Origin of the sequence: Kitasatospora sp. NPDC008115 (assembly GCF_042957205.1) — a bacterium.
Lineage (GTDB): Bacteria > Actinomycetota > Actinomycetes > Streptomycetales > Streptomycetaceae > Kitasatospora.
Genome location: NZ_JBIBHU010000001.1, coordinates 278,534 through 297,076, shown reverse-complemented (window position 1 = coordinate 297,076; position 18,543 = coordinate 278,534). Strand labels below are relative to the sequence as shown.

At 74.1% G+C, this 18,543-nt stretch carries 15 protein-coding genes; 12 read left to right on the top strand and 3 right to left on the bottom strand.

Annotated features, from left to right (window positions below; translation table 11 throughout):
- Positions 1–166 precede the first annotated feature (166 nt).
- From ACFZBX_RS01270 to ACFZBX_RS01235, 8 genes are all read left to right on the top strand, one after another.
- Positions 167–862, top strand: a complete 696-nt coding sequence (locus ACFZBX_RS01270; RefSeq protein WP_391530664.1) for a WXG100 family type VII secretion target — start codon at positions 167–169, stop codon at positions 860–862.
- On the top strand, positions 859–1,851 hold the full coding sequence (locus ACFZBX_RS01265; protein ID WP_391530663.1) for a nucleic acid/nucleotide deaminase domain-containing protein: 993 nt from the start codon (positions 859–861) through the stop codon (positions 1,849–1,851). The genes ACFZBX_RS01270 and ACFZBX_RS01265 overlap by 4 nt, the downstream gene beginning before the upstream one ends.
- A 27-nt stretch (positions 1,852–1,878) precedes the next feature.
- Complete coding sequence (locus tag ACFZBX_RS01260; protein ID WP_391530662.1) at positions 1,879–2,430, top strand: SUKH-4 family immunity protein; 552 nt, start codon at positions 1,879–1,881, stop codon at positions 2,428–2,430.
- Between the two features lie 5 nt (positions 2,431–2,435).
- On the top strand, positions 2,436–2,981 hold the full coding sequence (locus tag ACFZBX_RS01255; RefSeq protein ID WP_391530661.1) for an SUKH-4 family immunity protein: 546 nt from the start codon (positions 2,436–2,438) through the stop codon (positions 2,979–2,981).
- A 16-nt stretch (positions 2,982–2,997) separates the two neighbouring features.
- Positions 2,998–3,846, top strand: coding sequence for a nucleic acid/nucleotide deaminase domain-containing protein (locus ACFZBX_RS01250; RefSeq protein ID WP_391530659.1), 849 nt, complete (start codon positions 2,998–3,000; stop codon positions 3,844–3,846).
- 24 nt (positions 3,847–3,870) lie between these two features.
- Positions 3,871–5,634, top strand: coding sequence for a hypothetical protein (locus tag ACFZBX_RS01245; protein ID WP_391530657.1), 1,764 nt, complete (start codon positions 3,871–3,873; stop codon positions 5,632–5,634).
- 76 nt (positions 5,635–5,710) lie between these two features.
- Positions 5,711–6,145 (top strand): MarR family transcriptional regulator, encoded by a 435-nt coding sequence (locus ACFZBX_RS01240; RefSeq protein ID WP_350541345.1) that lies wholly within the window; start codon positions 5,711–5,713, stop codon positions 6,143–6,145.
- Positions 6,146–6,203: 58 nt separating this feature from the next.
- Positions 6,204–7,793: an MFS transporter gene (locus ACFZBX_RS01235; RefSeq protein ID WP_391530655.1), complete on the top strand. Its 1,590-nt coding sequence runs from the start codon at positions 6,204–6,206 to the stop codon at positions 7,791–7,793.
- Positions 7,794–7,844: 51 nt separating this feature from the next.
- Here ACFZBX_RS01235 and ACFZBX_RS01230 read toward each other — a convergent pair whose 3' ends face one another.
- Positions 7,845–8,363, bottom strand: coding sequence for a GNAT family N-acetyltransferase (locus ACFZBX_RS01230; RefSeq protein ID WP_391530653.1), 519 nt, complete (start codon positions 8,361–8,363; stop codon positions 7,845–7,847).
- 46 nt (positions 8,364–8,409) lie between these two features.
- Here ACFZBX_RS01230 and thpR point away from each other — a divergent pair, with 46 nt between their 5' ends.
- The gene (gene thpR / locus ACFZBX_RS01225; protein WP_391530652.1) at positions 8,410–9,009 is read left to right on the top strand and encodes an RNA 2',3'-cyclic phosphodiesterase; all 600 of its coding nucleotides are present in this window, start codon (positions 8,410–8,412) and stop codon (positions 9,007–9,009) included.
- Positions 9,010–9,256: 247 nt separating this feature from the next.
- Here thpR and serC read toward each other — a convergent pair whose 3' ends face one another.
- Together serC and ACFZBX_RS01215 are read right to left on the bottom strand one after the other, a co-directional pair.
- The gene (gene serC / locus ACFZBX_RS01220) at positions 9,257–10,375 is read right to left on the bottom strand and encodes a phosphoserine transaminase (protein WP_391530650.1); all 1,119 of its coding nucleotides are present in this window, start codon (positions 10,373–10,375) and stop codon (positions 9,257–9,259) included.
- 157 nt (positions 10,376–10,532) lie between these two features.
- Positions 10,533–11,633, bottom strand: coding sequence for a citrate synthase 2 (locus ACFZBX_RS01215; protein WP_391530648.1), 1,101 nt, complete (start codon positions 11,631–11,633; stop codon positions 10,533–10,535).
- 415 nt (positions 11,634–12,048) lie between these two features.
- Here ACFZBX_RS01215 and pdxH point away from each other — a divergent pair, with 415 nt between their 5' ends.
- The 3 genes from pdxH (at position 12,049) to fxsT (ending at position 18,530) form a co-directional block, all read left to right on the top strand.
- Positions 12,049–12,681, top strand: a complete 633-nt coding sequence (gene pdxH, locus ACFZBX_RS01210) for a pyridoxamine 5'-phosphate oxidase (protein ID WP_380756616.1) — start codon at positions 12,049–12,051, stop codon at positions 12,679–12,681.
- A gap of 183 nt (positions 12,682–12,864) precedes the next feature.
- Complete coding sequence (locus ACFZBX_RS01205) at positions 12,865–14,424, top strand: TIR-like protein FxsC (protein ID WP_391530647.1); 1,560 nt, start codon at positions 12,865–12,867, stop codon at positions 14,422–14,424.
- A complete protein-coding gene (gene fxsT, locus ACFZBX_RS01200) occupies positions 14,421–18,530 on the top strand; it encodes an FxSxx-COOH system tetratricopeptide repeat protein (protein WP_391530645.1) in 4,110 nt (1,369 codons plus the stop codon). Before ACFZBX_RS01205 ends, fxsT begins: the two co-directional genes overlap by 4 nt.
- Positions 18,531–18,543: the final 13 nt, after the last annotated feature.

The window sequence follows — 18,543 nt, the reverse complement described above, 5'->3', positions numbered from 1 at the left end:
AGGCCGTTGACCAGCACAAATCCGTCAGGGTCGTTCCGGATCGCTACACAATCGGCACGCTTTGAGCATCGGCGGACAAAGGTTAGTTGTATAAACTTTTGATCCAATCGAGGGATTGTTATTCACGGGGGGTTTCTCGATGGCGATCGAGCTTCCGAGTGAAGTGGTGACGCTCCTTGACTTCATCGGCATCCGTTGGCCCGCGGTCAACGAGGACAAGGTCCGTGAGTTCGGCGAGCACGTAAAGGAGTTCGCGAAGGGCCTCGAAGAGGTGCACGCGGACTCGAAGGCGACGATCCATCAGCTGGGCGGGGCCTACGAGGGGCAGTCGTACCAGGCGCTGGCCGCCAAGTGGGCGCTGATGTCCGACAAGCACTTCGACCAGGTGGTCGACGCCGCGCACGTGGTGGCGCAGGCGATGGACATCGCGGCGGACGCGATCGTCGCGATGAAGCTGGAGGCGCTGGGCGAACTCATCGTGCTGGCCGCCACGTTCGTCGCCGCCCAGGCCGCCGCGGTGGCGACCCTCGGAGTGGCGGAGGTGGGCGCCGTCGCGGCCCAGCAGGCCGCGCGCAAGCTGATGTCCTACCTGGCGCACGAGTTGGAGGAGTACGTCGTCGGCCAGGTGGTCGAGGCGGCCGTCAACCCGCTGGTCGAGGTCGTCGCGGAGGCGGTGTCCGGGCTGGTCTTCGAGGCGGCCGAGGCGGCGGTGAACAGCGGCGGCGGCTCGGCGGGCAGCAGGTTCAAGATCAACCCGGGGGCCGTCGAGGCGCACGCCCGCGCCCTGCACGAGCAGGCCGAGAAGGTCGCCCAGCACGCGCAGGTCTTCGGCGTCCGGGTGGCGGCGGTGAGCTTCGAGTGAGCGACGCGGTCGTGAAGGCGCTCCAGAAGAGCGCCAAGAAGCTCGGCAAGACCCTGGCCGAGGACATGGGCAAGGCCGCCACCAAGATGTACAAGCAGGCGGGCGACAACCTCACCAAGACCGCCAAGCACCACAAGGACAACGACACCCACAACGCCAACGGCTTCGACAAGAAGGGCGAGGACCACGCCGCCCCACCGCCGCAGACGGGCAAGGGCGGCGGGGCCGACGGGGCCAAGAACCCGCCGCGCAAGTACTTCATCCACGACGACGGCCGGGTCCAGGAGATCAGGGACGGCAAGCTGGTCGACCTGGACGGGACGGACAAGTCCCTCGGGCCGCTGGTGGACGGGAAGCCCCCCAAGGTCAAGGACGCGGGCCCGGACGACCTCAAGGACACGTACCACGCGAAGAAGTACAAGAAGTCCGACAAGGACGACGACGGCAACCAGAAGCAGGACGAGAAGGTCGTCAGCCAGAAGATCACCCAGCCGACCGAGCTGTCCCAGGCCGTCGAGGACGCCCGGCGCGCCCAGGGGGACTACGGCGGCAAGAACTACGCCTCGCTCAGGTACCGGGACGAGCACGGCGAGTTCATCCTGGTCGGCCGGAGCGACTACGTCCGGAGCCACTCGGAACGGTCGATCGGCAAACCCCTGCTGGGCGGCCGGGAGGCCAATGTCAGCGAGCTCTACACCGAACGGGCGCCCTGCCAGGCCGGCCCGAACTGCGAGCGCTGGCTGGCCCGCCACTTCGAGTCGCAGAACCCCGACCTCAAGGTCACCCACGGCGTCGACTACGACAACAAGGTGCCCACCAAGGACCGCGACTGGGGGCACCGGGCGTACCTGAACCAGATCGAGCAGGACCATGCCGCCGGGAAGTCCGGTGGCACGATGGGCACCAAGGACTTCGACGCGCAGGGGCAGCAAGACAAGGCGGCCGCCGAGGCGAAGCAATCCGCGAAGAAGAAGCCCAAGGGCATGTGACGGCCAAGACCGAAGGATGGATGACTGGTGCTGGTGGGGATTGACTGGCCGCTGCTCGTCGAACGGGCCACGCCCGGTGACCTGCTGCGGTTCCGGCCCGACGCGGCCGCCCGCATCTGGCCGGACGGCGACGCCGCGCGGTTCGCGGTGGAGGTGGGGGTGCCGAACTCCCGCGGGCTCTTCCGCATCCTGGCGGAGTTCGCGGACCGGGACCCGGCGAGCCCGGCGCACGCCTTCGAGACCTGGGCCTCGCAGCCGGTCGACACCCCGCACGGCCGCCTCCAGCCGCTGGGCAGCCTGTTCCAGGCGACGGTGTACGCGCACCTCGGCGACGGGACGATCTGGGTCTCCGACCCGGACTCCGAGATCGAGTACGAGCTGATCCACGGCGACATCTCCTCGCTGGCCTACCTCGTCTACAAGTTCGAGGTCGAGCGCCCCGGCCCGGACGAGAGCCCGGATCCCCACGACTGGGCCGAGGTGGAGGAGATCGTCCGCGAGGGCATGGAGCGGTGGGACTCGCTGCCGTTCAAGAGTGAGTTCTGGGCGATGTTCGTCGACACCTGGGCGACGCTGTGACGCTGGTGCGGATCGACTGGGGGGCGGTCGCCGAGGGGGCCCCGATGCTGCGGTTCGGGGCGGAGGCGGCGGCGGAGCTGTGGCAGGACGACGCGGAGGCCGTGCGGTTCGTCACCGAGGTCGGGGTGCCCTCCAACGGGCTGTTCCGGCTGCTGGAGGAGCTGGCCGAGCGGCCGGCGGAGGATCCGGGACGGGCGTTCGCACGGCCGTTGAGCGCGTGGCTGGTGGAGACGGAGCACGGGCGGCTGCGGCAGTTGGGTGAGCTGTACGGGGGGTTCGTCTTCCTCAACCTCGACGACGGGACGATCTGGGTGTGCGATCCGGACGCCGACGAGGAGTACGAGCTGATCCACCGCGACATCTCGTCGCTGGCGTACCTGGTGTACAAGATCGAGGTGGAGAAGCCGTCCCCCGGGGAGCGGCCGACGCCCCATGACTGGGCCGATGCCGAGGAGTTCGTCCGGGAGGGCATGAACCGCTGGGACGAGACCCCGTTCGGGGACGGTACGCGGTTCTGGGAGGCTTTCATGGATTCCTACCACATGACATGAGAGGGCCGGTTCGGACGTGAGCGCGGACAGGGACGACGAGCTGGCGGCGGCGCTGTTGGCGCACTTCGGGCCGCGTGGGCTGCGGGCGCTGCCGATCGCGCCGGCGGGGCCGTTGCGGGATCCGGGGCTGCCGTTGCAGGTGGGGCCGTACTTCCGGGCGGCGGAGGAGTCGGATCCGCTGTCGGTGGGCGAGTGCGCGGCCGCGGCGGGGTGGGACGCCGGGGGAGCGGCGGCGCAGCTGCGGATCGGGACGGACGGCGGTGCCGAGCTGTACTTCGCACCGGACCGGTCGGTCCGGGCGGTGCTGCCGGGGGACGAGCCGCTCGACCTGCCGGTCGCTCCCGGTGTCGGGGCGTTCGCGAAGGGGCTGCTGCTGCTGGACCGGCTGCTGCCGGCGCTCGCCGGGTCGGAGCGGCCGGACGTGGCCCTGGCCGCGTACCGGGAGCTGCGGCAGGGTCTGCTGGCCGTCGACCCGGCGGCGTTCGAGGACCGCGAGGGCTGGTGGCCGCGGGTGCTGGACGACCTGCGGCGTCCGCTGAACGTCGACTCCTCGGCGGCCTTCGAGGTGGTCGACGAGCAGGGCGCGAAGCGGATCGTCACCGAGGTGAGCGGCCCGGGGCTGCTGCACCCGGAGGAGCGGCTCTGGAACCGGCTCCAGGCCGAGGGCGTCGAGGCCGAGCGGGTGGTCCGCGTGTACTGCGAGCTGGAGCCGTGCATGATGCCCGGGCACTACTGTGCGCGCTGGATGGCGCGGGAGTTCCCGCAGGCGGAGTTCACCCACGGCTTCGACTACGGGGCGACGGCCGACTCCAGGGAGAACGGCATCAAGGCGTTGATGCTCAGCCTGGCCGAACGACGGGGCTGAGCCGGGAACGGGGAGAAGCGGGCGATGGTGCGCGACGGGCGACGGATACCGCCGCTGGGGGCGGGGCGCAGGCCGGCCGGGCTGGCGCTGCTGGGGTGGCTGGACGATCCGCGGGCGCCGCGGCTGTGCCGGGTGGCGGGGCCGCCGGGGTCCGGCAAGTCGCATCTGCTGGCGTGGCTGGTGCGCGGCGCCACCGAGGGGGAGGTGCCGGCCGGGCGGCGGGTCCACGCCGTGCTGCCCGCCGCCGGGGCCACCGTCCGGACGGCGGTCTGGTCGTTGGGGCGCCAGCTCGACCTGGTCGCGCACGCCCCGGGCCCGTTGGTGGAGGCGCTCGCGGCGGACGGGCGGCCGGTCCTGGTCTGCGTCCCCGAGCTGGACCTGGCGGAGGACCCGGCCGCCCTGGTGACCGGGCTGCTCGACCCGCTGCTGCGGCTGCCGGGGGTGCGGCTGGTGGTGGAGGCGGCGACCGGAGGTGCCGCGGCCGGGGCGTTCACCGCCGTTCCCGCGCCCGCCGTGCTGGACCTCGGCGATCCGCAGTGGACGGACCCGGCGCGGTTCGCCGAGTGGGCGACGGCCCGCGGCGGCGACCCGGCCGCCTATCCGCTGCCCGGTCCGGCCCTGGGGGCACCGGCACGACCGGCGGCGCCGGTCCCGCCGCCGCCCGGGGCCGACCTGCGCTCCCTTGGCGAGGAGGCGCTGTCCGCGCTCTGGACGGCCGCCGCCGCCGACCCCGGCCCGCTGGCCGCCGACCCGCTGCTCTACGCGCTCGCCGGTCCGGTCCCGGTGACGGCGGCCGTCGAGCGGCGCGACGACGCGCTCGCCCGGGCCTGGCGGGCCGCCGGTCCGGCGGTGGTCGACGAGCCCGACCCGGCGGTCCGGGCCGCCGTGCTGCGCACCCGGCTGCTGGGCGCGGACACCGTCTCGGCGGCCGCCGCGGCCGTCCTGGCGCAGCTGCCCGCGCCGTGGGCCGGGCGCTGGGCGCGCTGGGAGGGCGGCGACCGGGACTGGCCGGGGCCGGCCGTCGCGCTCACCACCGGGGCGGGGCCGTACCTGTCGCAGGTGCTGGTGGCCGATCCGACCGGTTCGGTGCGGACCTTCGACGCCGCCACCGGCCGCCGTCTCGGTGCCGTGGTGGTGCCCGCCCCGCGCCCGCTGCGCGGGCTCGCGGTGACGGCCGGCGGCTCGGTGGTGCTGCTGGACGCCTGGGGCCGCCCGGAGCCGGTGGTCCCGGACGAGCCGCGGCCGGGCCTGGACGCGTACGGGCTGATGGCGGCGCTGGACGCGGTGCGGGCGGCGGCCGGGGACCTCAGCGCGGTGGCGGCGATCGGCGCGCTGGCCGACGCGGCGCCCGCCTTCGGTGACGCGGACGGCGCGGTGCACTGGGCCGAGGACGGCAAGGTGGTGAGCGAGCGGCTGCACCACGGGCCGGTGACCGCGCTGGCCGGCACCGCGCTGGGCGGCGGTCCGCTGTCCGATCCGGAGATCCCGCTGCTGGTGAGCGGTGGCTTCGACGGCGCCGTCCGGCTCTGGGGGCCGCGCTCGGCGCCGATGCCGGAGCCGTCGGACCGGCGCGGCTGCCCGGTGACGGCGGTGGCCGCCGGGGCGACGGCGGCCGGGCCGGTGGTGGCGGCGGCCTGGTCGGACGGGCTGGTACGGGTGCGGGACCTGGCCGGCGGTGGGGCGCTGGACCTGCGGACGGGCTCGGAGGTGTGGTCGCTGGCGCTGGCCGGGACCCTGCTTCTGCTGGGCATGCCGGACGGTCTCGCGGCGGTGGACACCCGGCGCTGACCCCTGGCCGGGGCCGGGATGCGGACGGTCGCAATCCAATTTTCTTTAGTCAAAGTAATGACGTAGGCTAAAGAACATGCCCGAGATGTCCGAGCAGGACCTCGCAGCGATCAGTCAGCTGCGGTCGTCCGCCATGCGCCTCTCCCGTCGACTGCGCCACCAGCGGGTCGAGGAGTCGCTCAGTCCCACCGAGATCGGGGTGCTGGGCACCCTCGCGCGGTGCGGGAAGGCCACGCCGGGTGAGCTCGCCCGGAAGGAGCACGTACAGCCGCCCTCGATGACCAGGATCGTCGCGATGCTGGAGGAGAAGGGCCTGGTGCGGCGCGAGCCGCACCCGGAGGACCGCCGGCAGGTGGTCGTCAGCAGTACCGAACAGGCCGAGGAGATCCTGGCGGAGTCCCGCCGGCGCCGCAACGCCTGGCTCGCCGAGCTCGCCGAGGGGCTCGACGAGGAGGAGTGGGCGAAGCTCCGCGAGGCGGCGCCCGTGCTCTACAAGCTCGCACACCTCTAGGCACAGCGGATCCGGTAGCCGCCGGAGGACGAAGGAGAACCGCATCACCGCAGGACCGATGACCGACACCAGGAGCGCGACGGCCATGCCACCGGCCGTCGCGCCGCGAGGGGAGACCACCGTGACACCGCCGGCCGCAGCCAGCGCCGCCACCCGTACCCGGACCGACGAGCAGACCACCGACCCCGCCGCGGCGAGCGCCGCGGCCGCCGACGCCCAGGCACCCGCCCCGACGGGGCTGCCGGGCAGCGGTGACGACGACCCCGACGAACGCACCGCGGCGGACGACCCCGCCGCTCCCGGCCGCACCCGCGCGGCCGCGTCCCCGACCGGCGCCCGCTTCACCCGGCCCGGGGGGATGTTCTCCTCACTGCGCGTTCGCAACTACCGCTACTACTTCGCCGGCCAGGTGGTGTCCAACACCGGTACCTGGATGCAGCGCATCGCCCAGGACTGGCTGGTCCTGAGCCTCACCGGCAGCCCGCTCGCGGTCGGCATCACCACCGCCATGCAGTTCCTGCCGATGCTGCTGCTCGGCCTGTTCGGCGGGGTGCTCGCCGACCGGATGCCCAAGCGCCGGCTGCTGATCTTCACCCAGGGCGCGATGGGCCTGCTCGCCGCCGGCCTCGCCGTGCTCACCGTCGGCGGCGTGGTGACCCCGTACTACGTGTACGTGTTCGCGCTGCTGCTCGGCCTGGTCACGGTGGTCGACAACCCGACCCGGCAGGCCTTCGTCTCCGAGATGGTCGGCCCGAAGGACCTCGCCAACGCGGTCAGCCTGAACGCCGCCAACTTCCAGACCGCCCGGTTGGTCGGCCCCGCCGTCGCGGGCCTGCTGATCGCCGCGGTCGGCAGCGGCTGGGCGTTCGCGCTGAACGCGCTGTCCTTCGCCGCCGTGATCGGCGGGCTGCTCGCGATGCGGACGGGCGAACTGCGCCCGACCGCGCCGATCGCCCGCGAGAAGGGGCAGCTGCGGGAGGGCCTGCGGTACGTCAAGGAGCGGCCCGAGCTGCTCTGGCCGCTGGTGCTGGCCGGGTTCATCGGCACCTTCGGCTTCAACTTCCCGACCCTGCTGGCGGGTTTCGCCACCGACACCTTCCACGTCGGCGCCGGGCAGTACGGCCTGCTGAACACCGCGATGGCGGTCGGCTCGCTGACCGGCGCGCTGATCGCGGCCCGCCGGGGCGCGCCCCGGCTGCGCAGACTGGTCGGCGCCGCCCTCGGGTTCGGCGCGCTGGAGGTGGTGGCGGCGTTCGCGCCCGGCTACTGGACCTTCGCGCTGCTGCTCACCCTGATCGGGGTGTTCGGGCTGAGCTTCAACACCTCGGTCAACGCCTCGCTCCAGCTGGCCACCGAGCCCGCGATGCGCGGCCGGGTGATGGGCCTGCTGATGCTGGTCTTCACCGGCGGCACGCCGATCGGCGCGCCGATCGTGGGCTGGGTCACCGCCTCGTACGGCCCCCGGCTGGGGCTGCTGGCCTGCGGTCTGGTCTCGGCGGCGGCGGCCGGTGTGGTGGGCCTGGTGCTGGCCCGCAGCGCCGAGCTGCGGCTGCGGCTGGACCTGCACCCGGGGCGCGGCGGCCGGGTGGTGGCGCTGGTGCCGCGTCCGGCGGCGGGCGCCAAGCCGGAGCTGGCCACGGCCTGCTGACCCGGCCGGCCCCGGGAGCGCCGCGACGGCGTTCCCGGGGCCGCCGACCGGTCAGAGCCGGATCGCGAGGATCTGCCCCGGCCAGGGACCGGCCGGCTGCTCGACCTCGAAGGACTCGGTCTCGGTGAACCCGAGCGCCCGGTACCGGCCGACCAGCTTGCGGTCGTCACCGCCGAAGCAGTCCACCCGCAGCAGGCCGATGCCGCGGCGGCGGGCCTCGTCGAGCGCGTCGGCGATCAGCGCGGCGCCGATCCCGGAGCCCTTGCGGGACCGGTCGGTCACCAGGTTGCGGATGTACAGCTCGGGCTCGTCCACCGGTGTGGCGTACTCGGGCCGCTGCTCCGACAGGACGCAGGAGCCGACCGTGCGCCCCTCGTCGTCGAGGGCGAGCCGGATCAGGAACGGCTCGCGGCCGTACCTGCCGATGTGCTCGACGCGGGCGGCCGAGCCGCTGAACGACCGGTCGCCCCACTGCCGGGTCCGGCCCTGCGCGGCCAGCCAGGCCACGGCGCCGTCGAGCAGGGACAGGATGTCGGGGATGTCCTCGGGGCCCCCGTTGCGGATCTTCATGGTCATCAGTTCTAGCCCGAACCGCCGTGCGCGGGAAGATGGCTCCATGAGGCTCTTCGTGGCGGTACTGCCTCCGGTGGAGGCGTTGCAGGGCTTGGCCGACGCGGTGGCCCCGCTGCGCGGGCTGCCGGGGGCGGACCGGCTGCGCTGGACCTCGGCCGACGCCTGGCACCTGACCCTGGCCTTCCTCGGCGAGGTGCCGGCCGACCGGGTGCCGGAGCTGGAGGTCGCGCTGGCGGAGGTCGCCGAGGGGCATCCGGTGCACACGCTGCGGCTGGCCGGCGGCGGCCGGTTCGGCGACCGGGTGCTCTGGGCCGGGGTGACGGGGCAGGACTGGGCGCTGCGCCGGCTCGCCGAGGCGGTGCACGGGGCCACCGCCGAGGTGACCGGTGAGACGGACGCGTTCAGCTTCCACCCGCACCTGACGCTGGCCCGGGCCGGCTCCTCGCGCGGCCGGCGGCGGGCGGAGCAGCGGCTGGCGGCGGGCGAGCTGGACGCCCTCGCGGCGGCGCTGGACGAGTACCGGGGACCGGAGTGGGAGGCCGCCGAGCTGCACCTGATGCTCAGCGCGCACGAGGGCGGCACGGTCCGCTACACCTCGCTGTCCTCCTGGCCGCTGGCCCGCTGGGAGGCCGAGGCGGAGTAGTGCCGGGCCACCGTGCTCCCCGGGCCTCGGCGTCCGGGCGCGGACCGGTCGGGGGTACGCTCGTTGACCGTGGATCCCAAGACTCGAATGCGAATCGTGACCGGCGCCCTGGTACTGCTGCTGGTCGTCGTGCTGATCAGCTCGCTGGTCGGCGGCTGACCACCGCGGACGACATGCGGGAAGGGCCACCGCCCGGAGGCGGTGGCCCTTCCCGTTGGCCTGTCGGCCCGTGGCCCGTGGGACCGGGTCAGAGGCGCTCGACCACGTAGTCGACGCAGGCCGTGAGGGCGTCCACGTCGGCCGGGTCGACGGCCGGGAACATCGCGATGCGCAGCTGGTTGCGGCCCAGCTTGCGGTACGGCTCGGTGTCGACGATGCCGTTGGCGCGCAGCGCCTTGGCGACGGCGGCGGCGTCCACCGCGTCGTCGAAGTCGATCGTGCCGACGACCTGCGAGCGCTCGGCCGGGTTCGCCACGAACGGGTTGGCGAACGAGGACTTCTCGGCCCAGCCGTACAGCCGGGACGAGGAATCAGCCGTACGGGCGACGGCCCAGTCGAGCCCGCCGTTGCCGTTCAGCCACTCCAGCTGGTCGGCCAGCAGGAACAGGGTGGCGATCGACGGGGTGTTGTACGTCTGGTCCTTCGACGAGTTGTCGATGGCCGTCGGCAGGTCGAAGAACGGCGGGATGTACCGGCCGGAGCCGGCGATCGCGGCGGCGCGCTCCAGGGCGGCCGGGGAGAACGACGCCAGCCAGAGGCCGCCCTCGGAGGCGAAGGACTTCTGCGGCGCGAAGTAGTAGACGTCGGTCTCGGTGATGTCCACCGGCAGGCCGCCGGCGCCCGAGGTGGCGTCCACCAGGACCAGCGAGCCCTCGTCGCCGCCGGCCGGGCGGGCGATCGGCATCGCGACGCCGGTCGAGGTCTCGTTGTGGGTGAGCGCGTAGACGTCGACGCCGGCCTCGGCGACCGGCAGCGGGTGGGTGCCGGGGGCGGTCTTGATCACGCTCGGCTCGGCGAGCCAGGGCGCGGCCTTGACGGAGGAGGCGAACTTGGAGGAGAACTCGCCGAAGTCGAGGTGCTGGGACTTCTCCCGTACCAGGCCGAAGGCCGCGATGTCCCAGAAGGCGGTGGACCCGCCGTTGCCGAGAACCACCTGGTACCCCTCGGGGAGGGAGAACAGGCTGCTCACGCCCTCACGCACGCGCTTGACCAGGTTCTTCACCGGGGCCTGGCGGTGCGAGGTGCCGAGCAGGGAGGTCTCGGTCGCGGCGAGGGCACTCAGGGCCTCGGGGCGCACCTTGGACGGGCCGCAGCCGAAACGGCCGTCGGCGGGCTTGATGTCAGCGGGGATCTGGATCTGAGCCACGGGCGCAGCCTACCCGCAGGGGTGGCCTAAATCGACGGCGGTCCGCCCGCTGAGATGCCGTCGACCGGCCTGCGAGCTGCGGAAACAGCGGGTCCGGTTCACATTCCGGACCCGCCGCTCCCGCGGTCGGGCGGTGACCTGCGGAGGTCTGCCGGGGTCAGCGCGCGATGGCGTCGTAGCCCTCGATCTCCTGCGGGCCGCGCGGGCCGGGGCCGATGTAGCGCGCGGCGGGGCGCACGAGCCGGCCCGTGCGCTTCTGCTCCAGGATGTGCGCCGACCAGCCCGCCGTCCGGGCGCAGGTGAACATCGAGGTGAACATGTGGGCGGGGACCTCGGCGAAGTCCAGCATGATGGCGGCCCAGAACTCGACGTTGGTGGCCAGCACGCGGTCGGGGCGGCGGTTGTGCAGCTCCTCCAGCGCGGCCTTCTCCAGCGCCTCGGCGACCTCGAAGCGCGGCGCGCCGAGCTCCTTGGCGGTGCGGCGCAGCACCCTGGCGCGCGGGTCCTCGGCGCGGTAGACGCGGTGGCCGAAGCCCATCAGCCGCTCGCCCTTGTCCAGCGCGTTCTTGACCCAGGTGGTGGCGTCGCCGGTGCGCTCGATCTCCTCGATCATGCCGAGCACACGGGACGGCGCGCCGCCGTGCAGCGGGCCGGACATCGCGCCGACCGCGCCGGACAGGGCGGCCGCGACGTCGGCGCCGGTGGAGGCGATGACCCGGGCGGTGAAGGTGGAGGCGTTCATGCCGTGCTCGGCGGCTGAGGTCCAGTAGGCGTCGATGGCCTTGATGTGCTTGGGGTCCGGCTCGCCGCGCCAGCGGATCATGAACCGCTCGACGACGGTCTCGGCCTTGTCGATCTCGCTCTGCGGGACCATCGGCAGGCCCTGGCCGCGGGCGGACTGGGCGACGTAGGAGAGCGCCATGACGGCGGCGCGCGCGAGGTCGTCGCGGGCCTGCTCGGCGTCGATGTCCAGCAGCGGCTTCAGGCCCCAGACCGGGGCGAGCATGGCGAGCGCGGACTGCACGTCGACCCGGATGTCGCCGGAGTGGACCGGGATCGGGAACGGCTCGGCGGCCGGCAGGCCGGGGTTGAACCGGCCGTCGACCAGCAGGCCCCAGACGTGCCCGAAGGAGACATTGCCGACCAGGTCGTCGATGTCGACGCCCCGGTACCGCAGAGCGCCGCCTTCACGGTCGGGTTCGGCGATCTCGCTCTCGAACGCGACGACACCTTCGAGCCCGGGTACGAAGTCGGACATGCACGGCTCCTTCAGTTCTGCGATCGGCGGCCGCCGTGGTGGGGAGGCACGCCTCTGACCGAATGGTGGTTGGCACTCGGTGCCAGGGTGACAGGCACGGGGTGCATTGCGCCATACACCACGGTGGTGATGTTTTCCCGGGGCCCGCTTGACTTTTCGCCCGACGGCCGGTCGTGCCCGGCGGATCGCCGGACCCAAGGGTGCGGTTGCGGACAAATCACCGTACGACGGGCGGCCGATCGGGGGCGAGTCACCTTATCTCCCACCGGGGTTTGTCCGGAGGTAGCGGTGCCGGTTGCTTGTCGTACGGGATGATGTTGACGTGCAGACCCCGGACCGCGCCCAGTCGACGCCCCTGACCCCCGCCACCCGGATCCTGGCCGACGAGGCCCGACCCGGACCGGACCTCACCGTGATGCGCAAGCACTACGCGCACGAGGGCCTGGCCGAGGAGGAGCTCGCCGCCGAGCCGATCGGCCAGTTCACGCGGTGGTTCCACGACGCGGACGACGCGGGGGTGGTGGAGCCCAACGCGATGGTGCTCTCGACGGCCGACGCGGAGGGGCGGCCCAGCGCGCGCACCGTGCTGCTCAAGGCGTTCGACGCCCGCGGCTTCTCCTTCTTCACCAACTACGGCTCCCGCAAGGGCACCGAGCTGGCCGTCAACCCGCACGCGGCGCTGCTCTTCCCGTGGATCGCGCTGGCCCGCCAGGTGATCGTCCAGGGCCGGGTGGAGAAGGTCGGCCGGGACGAGACCGCCGCCTACTTCCGCACCCGCCCGCACGGCTCCCAGCTCGGCGCCTGGGCCAGCGAGCAGTCCAGCCCGGTCGCCTCGCGCGAGGTGCTGGAGCAGCGCTACGCGGAGCTGGAGCGGCGCTACCCGGAGGGCGAGGGGGTGCCGGTGCCGCCGTTCTGGGGCGGCTACCGGGTGGTGCCGGAGAGCGTGGAGTTCTGGCAGGGGCGCGAGAACCGGCTGCACGACCGGCTGCGCTACGTCGCGGACCCGGACGCCCCGACGGGCTGGCGGGTGGAGCGGCTCTGCCCGTGAGGCGGGTCCGGGGCCGCCCGGGAGGCCGTCCGCGCCCCCGGCCCGCGCGCCCCTGACCAGGGACGTCGAGGCGCCGGGCCGCACTTGTGACGACACCGCGACAACTTCCTTCGCCCGCCGGCTGACCCGCCGTCACCCCGACAGTATGGTGGGGACGTTCACCGGGTCGGTGGGGGGTTGTGGGTGCGGCCGTACTTCTTCTTCAGCTACGCGCGGCGGGACCATCTGGTCGGAGGCGCCTTCGTCGACCAGTTCTTCACCGACCTGCGGGACGAACTGGCCCGGATCGAGCCCGAGGCCGGACCGGGCGAGCTGGCCTACCGCGACACCGAGCGGCTGCGGGTCGGCGACGACTGGGAACGGCAGCTCTCCCGGATGGTCGGCGCCAGCCGCACCATGGTCGCCCTCTACTCGCCCGCCTACTTCGCCAGCGCCTACTGCGGCAAGGAGTGGACCGCCTTCGACCACCGGACGCGGCGCCACGAGGAGCAGACCGGCGAGAGCGTCCCGGCGCTCATCCCCGTCCTGTGGGAGCCGCCGCCCGGGGACCTGCCCGCCGAGGTGCGGCGGATCCAGTACGTCCAGGACGACTTCGGCCCGGAGTACGCCACCGGCGGGCTGCGCCACCTGCTGCGCACCGACCCGCACGGCACGGCGTACCGGCTGGTGGTGCGGGTGGTCGCCGAGCGGGTGCGGGAGGCCGCCGCCTGGCGGGTCTCCGAGCTGCGGGACCTCGACCTCGGCCGGGTGGAGGGCTGCTTCCCGGTGCCGGAGATCGCCCCGGTCGCCGCCCGCAGCAGCCTGGTCCGCCTCTTCGTCGCCGCCCGCTGGATCGGCGACCGGTCCGACCGGGCCGCCGCCGCGAACGGTGACCGCGTCCCGCCGCAGCGCTCCGAGGGCCCGCCGGCGACGGGGGCGGACGGCGCGGGCGGCTCCGACGAGCGCTACCGCGGCGGCTGGTACGGGGCGCACCCCCGCGACTGGGCGCCCTACCACCCGCCGCGGCTGCCCTCACTGGCGGTCCAGGCCCAGCAGGTGATCACCCGGGCCGGGCACAGCACCAGCCTGGAGACCGTCGGCCCCGACCTCGCCGACGCGCTCGACCGGGCCCGGGAGAACAACGAGGTCAGCGTCCTGCTGGTGGACCCGTGGGCGGCCGCCGGGGAGCCCTACCGGCAGGCGCTGCGCGACTTCGACCGGCAGAACCACCCGGTCACCGCCGTGCTGCTGCCCGACGGCTCCGACGACCCGCCGCCCGGTCCGGCGCGCGCCCGGCTCTGGGAGGGGGTGCGCGAGGTGTTCGCGCGCACCTGGTTGCACCGGTCCGGGCCCGAGCCGCTCTTTCGCATCCACGTCCGGCGGGAACGCTTCGAACGCGAGCTCCTGTCGACGGTGACGGTGGCCCAGAACCGGCTGCTGGACCAGGTCGACGACGACCCGGTGACGGCCCGCGCCCAGTTCGGGCTCGGCCCCGACCCGCGGCCGATGCCCGGGCTGACCATCCCGGCCTGGCCGCCGCCCGCGCCGTCGGCCCCGTCGAACCCGCGGAACCCGTCGAATCCGTCGAATCCGTCGGGCCCGCCGGAGCCGCCACCGGATCCGCCCGCCCAGGCGGGGCCACCCCCGCCGCGCCCGGGGAACACCCCGGGGAACGGGGCCGCCCCCGGGGCACGGGCGGTCCTGCGCGAGGAGACCGTGCCCCCGGCCACCCGGGCGTCCAGTGAAGGAGAAGCGGACCGATGAGCCCCGAGCACGCCGCCCTCGCGGACCACGGGTCCGCGGCCCTGGCGGCCCCCGACACCGGCACCGTCGTCACCTTCTACTCGTTCAAGGGCGGCACCGGCCGCACCATGGCGCTCGCCAACCTGGGCTGGATCCTGGCCAGCCAGGGCCTGCGCGTCCTGGTGGTGGACTGGGACCTGGAGGCCCCGGGCCTGCACCGGTACTACCACCCGCTGCTGGTCGACCCCGAACTCCACGCCACCGACGGCCTGATCGACATGCTGCGGGCCTACGTCGACGAGGCGCTGCCCGGCCCCGACCGCCCGGGGCCGGGACCGGACCCCCGGGAGTGGCTGGCCGCCCCCGGCCGGCTGGAGCAGTACCTGTGCGGCCTGGCGCTCGACCTCCCGGAGGGCGGCCGGCTCGACCTGATGCCCGCCGGGCGGCAGAACGCCGCCTACTCGGCCGCCGTCACCAGCTTCAACTGGCGCAGCTTCTACACCCGCGCCGACATCCGCGGCGCGGAGTTCCTGTACGCGCTGCGCGAGCAGTGGACCGGCGCCTACGACTACGTGCTGATCGACAGCCGTACCGGGGTCAGCGACACCTCCGGCATCTGCACGGTGCTGATGCCGGACACCGTCGTGGACTGCTTCACCCTCGGCGCCCAGAGCATCCGCGGCGGCGTCGACGCGGCCCGCGCCATCGTCGACGCCGACGAGCGCGAGATCCGGGTGCTGCCCGTCCCGATGCGCGTCGAGGACGCCGAACGCGCCGGACTCGCGGCCGGCCGCGACCTCGCCCACGACGCCTTCGACCCCTACCTGGGCCGCTGGCTGGGCGCCGAGCGCCGCGCGGAGTACTGGCGCGACGTCGAGGTGCCGTACAAGCCGTTCTACGCCTACGAGGAGGTGCCGGCCACCATCGTCGACCGGCCGCAGCAGGGCCGCACCCTGCTCGCCGCCTTCGAACGGCTGGCCGACTGGCTCACCGGCGGCCGGGTCCGCGAACTGCGGCCGGTCCCCGACCAGGCCCGCCGCCGGCTGTACGCGGCCTACCTGCGCCAGGGCCGCACCCGCTCCCGCCAGGTGTACGTCAGCTACGCCCCCAGGGACCGGGTCTGGGCCGAGTGGATCGCCGGGACCCTGCGCGGCTTCGGCTACCTCGCCACCCTGCACAGCGCCGCCGTCCCGCTCGAACCCGGCCCGGCGCAGGCCGCCCCGCTGTCCGAGGCCGCCGGGCCGCTGGACGGCGACGGCCGACTGCTCGCCCTGCTCACCGCGGACTACGCCGCCCTGCCGCGTGCCCGGGAGATCTGGCGCCGGCTCACCACCCAGGGCCCGGTGGGCGACTCCGGCGGCCTGCTCGCGGTGCGGATCGGCACACCGGAGCGGCCGGAGCCGCCGCAGTTCGCCGGGCACCGGGTGCTGGACCTGGCGACCGGCTCCGCCGAGCAGGCCGAGGCGCAGCTGTTCGAACTGATCGGCCCGCCGCCCGGCGCCGGCCGCTGGATGGACTCCGGCGAGTTCACCGTCTCGCGCCTGCCGCGCTTCCCCGACGGCCGCCCCGCCGTCCAGAAGGTGCCGCCCCGGCTGCCCACCTTCACCGGCCGGATGCGGCTGCTGGAGGCCGTCCGCGACGGCTTCACCGCCGACGCCGCGCCCGTCCAGGTGCTCTACGGCATCGGCGGGGTCGGCAAGTCGCAGGCCGCGATCGAGTACGCGCACCGCTTCGCGGCCGGCTACGACGTGCTCTGGTGGGTGCCCTCCCAGCAGTCCGCGGTGATCCCGCAGCGGCTCGCCGAACTCGCCCCCGGTCTCGGCCTGGAGACCGACGGCGACGTCACCCGCACCGCCCGCGCGGTGCTGGAGGCGCTCGGCAGCGGCCGCCCCTACCGCCGCTGGCTGCTGATCTTCGACAATGCCGAGGACCCGGAGCTGCTGGACCCCTGGCTGCCCGCCGCCGGGCCGGACGGCCACGTCCTGGTCACCTCGCGCGACCGGCGCTGGGCCCGCCGGCCCGGGCGCACCGAGGTCGAGGTGTTCGACCGCGCGGAGAGCGTCGAACTCGTCCGGCACTTCAACACCGGTGTCGAACGGGCGGACGCGGAGCGGATCGCCGAACTCCTCGGAGACCTGCCGCTCGCCGTCGGCCAGGCCGCCGCCTGGCTGCAGGAGACGCCGATGCCGGCCGGCACCTACGCCGACCTGCTCGACGAGACGCTCACCGACATCCTCGACCGCTCGGTGCGCGTCGGCTCCGGCTCCTCCGACGGCTCCGCGCCCGGGACCGGCTTCGGCGCCGACGCCGGGCGGGCCGGCGAGGAGGGCCCCAACGCCACCGCCACCGCCGCCACCTGGCGGATCGCCGGCTCCGACCTGCGCCGGATCAACGCCCCGGCCGCCCGGCTGCTGGAGATCTGCGGCTTCCTCGGCCCCGACGCCATCCCGATCGGGCTGCTGTACAGCTCACCGGTGATCGAGGTGATCGGGCTCCCCCCGGGCACCTCCGACCACCGGCTCGCCATCGGCGACATCCTGCGGACCGTCAACCAGTTCAACCTCGCCCGCTACGACCAGGCCGCCGGGACGCTGGTGGTGCACCGGATCGTCCAGGCACTGCTGCGCGAGCAGGTCGCCGAGGCCGACCGGGACCGGGTCCGCGGCGTGGCCCACCGGGCGCTCGCCCTCGCCGACCCCGGTGACCCCGACGCCCCGCACCACTGGCCCCGGTACGCCGAACTGCTGCCCCACCTGCGCCCGTCCGGCGCGGACCAGTCCGCCGACCCGGCGGTCCGGCAGTGGATCGTCAACTCGGTCCGCTACCTGTGGCAGCGCAGCCTGCACGACGCCGGCCGCGAACTGGCCGAACGGGTCCTCGCCCGCTGGCGGGAGGCCGGGCCGCTGGGCACCGGGCCCGATGTGAAGGTGCAGTTGCTGCGCATCCAGCTCGCCAACATCCAGCGCACCCAGGGCCTGGTCCGGGAGGCGTACGCGACCGACCGGGACGCCTTCGAGCGGCTGACCGAGCTGCTGGGGCGCGAGCACCGGGAGACCATCCCGGCCGCGATGAGCCTCGGCGGGGACCTGCGCCACCTGGGCCGCTACGCCGAGGCGCGGGAACTGGACGAGGGGACGCTGGCCGTCGCCCGCCGGGTGCTCGGCCCGGACAGCCGCCGCACCCTCATGGCGGAGAACAACCTGGCGGTCTCCATCATGCTCGCGGGGGACTTCGCCGGGGCGCTGGCCATCCACGAGGTGCTCTACCCGCGGAAGCTGGAGGTGCTCGGCAAACGCAGCCCGTACACGATCCTCGGGGGCGTCGTCTACGGCCAGGCGCTGTGCGAGGCGGGGCGGCTGGAGGAGGCGCTGTCCCGGCTGGACAAGGCCGTGCGGCGCAGCCGGCAGGCGCTCGGCGAGGAGCACGACGAGACCCTGAGGGCCCGTCGCTTCCGCTGCGCCGTGCTGCGCCGGCTCGGCCGGCTGCCGGAGGCCCTGGGGGAAATCGAGGACGTCCACCGGCAGCTGATGGAGCGCTACGGCGCGGACCACCCGGGCACCGCCGCCGCCTCCGGGAGCCTGTCCGCCACGCTCAGCGCGCTCGGGGACACCGGCCAGGCCGTGGAACTCGCCGAGGAGTCGTACCTCTACCACCGCGACCACCTCGGCTCCGACCACCCGATCGAGCGCGTCGTGGCGGGCAACCTCGCTGTGGCGCTGCGCCGCGCCGGGCGGACCGAGGAGTCACGGGCGCTGTCCGGCAAGGTGCTGGACGACCTGACGGAGCTGCTGGGCGAGCACCACCCATACGTCGGGACCGCCCGGCTCAACCGGGCCAACGACCTGGCCCGGGCCGGCCGGTCCGCCGAGGCCCTGGTGCTCGCGGAGGCGGCCGCCGAGCTGCTCACCGAGCGGTTCGGCACCGACCACCCCGAGGCGCTGGCGGCGACGGCGAACGTCGCCCTGGCGCTGGCGGCGGTCGGCGAGACCGCCAGGGCGGCGGAGCTGCGGGTGCGGACGCTGACGCGGGCGCGGGCCGTCCCGCAGCTGGGGGACGGGCATCCGCTCACCGAGGCGATCCGGGTGGGGGAGTGGGTGGACGTGGAGACGGAGCCACCCCTGGTGTGACGGAGCACGACGG

Coding starts and splice junctions, on each gene's coding strand:
- ACFZBX_RS01245 (WP_391530657.1), top strand. CDS start 3,871: ATGGTGCGCGACGGGCGACGGATACCGCCGCTGGGGGCGGGGCGCAGG.
- ACFZBX_RS01240 (WP_350541345.1), top strand. CDS start 5,711: ATGCCCGAGATGTCCGAGCAGGACCTCGCAGCGATCAGTCAGCTGCGG.
- ACFZBX_RS01235 (WP_391530655.1), top strand. CDS start 6,204: ATGACCGACACCAGGAGCGCGACGGCCATGCCACCGGCCGTCGCGCCG.
- ACFZBX_RS01230 (WP_391530653.1), bottom strand. CDS start 8,363: ATGAAGATCCGCAACGGGGGCCCCGAGGACATCCCCGACATCCTGTCC.
- thpR (WP_391530652.1), top strand. CDS start 8,410: ATGAGGCTCTTCGTGGCGGTACTGCCTCCGGTGGAGGCGTTGCAGGGC.
- ACFZBX_RS01215 (WP_391530648.1), bottom strand. CDS start 11,633: ATGTCCGACTTCGTACCCGGGCTCGAAGGTGTCGTCGCGTTCGAGAGC.
- pdxH (WP_380756616.1), top strand. CDS start 12,049: ATGCGCAAGCACTACGCGCACGAGGGCCTGGCCGAGGAGGAGCTCGCC.
- fxsT (WP_391530645.1), top strand. CDS start 14,421: ATGAGCCCCGAGCACGCCGCCCTCGCGGACCACGGGTCCGCGGCCCTG.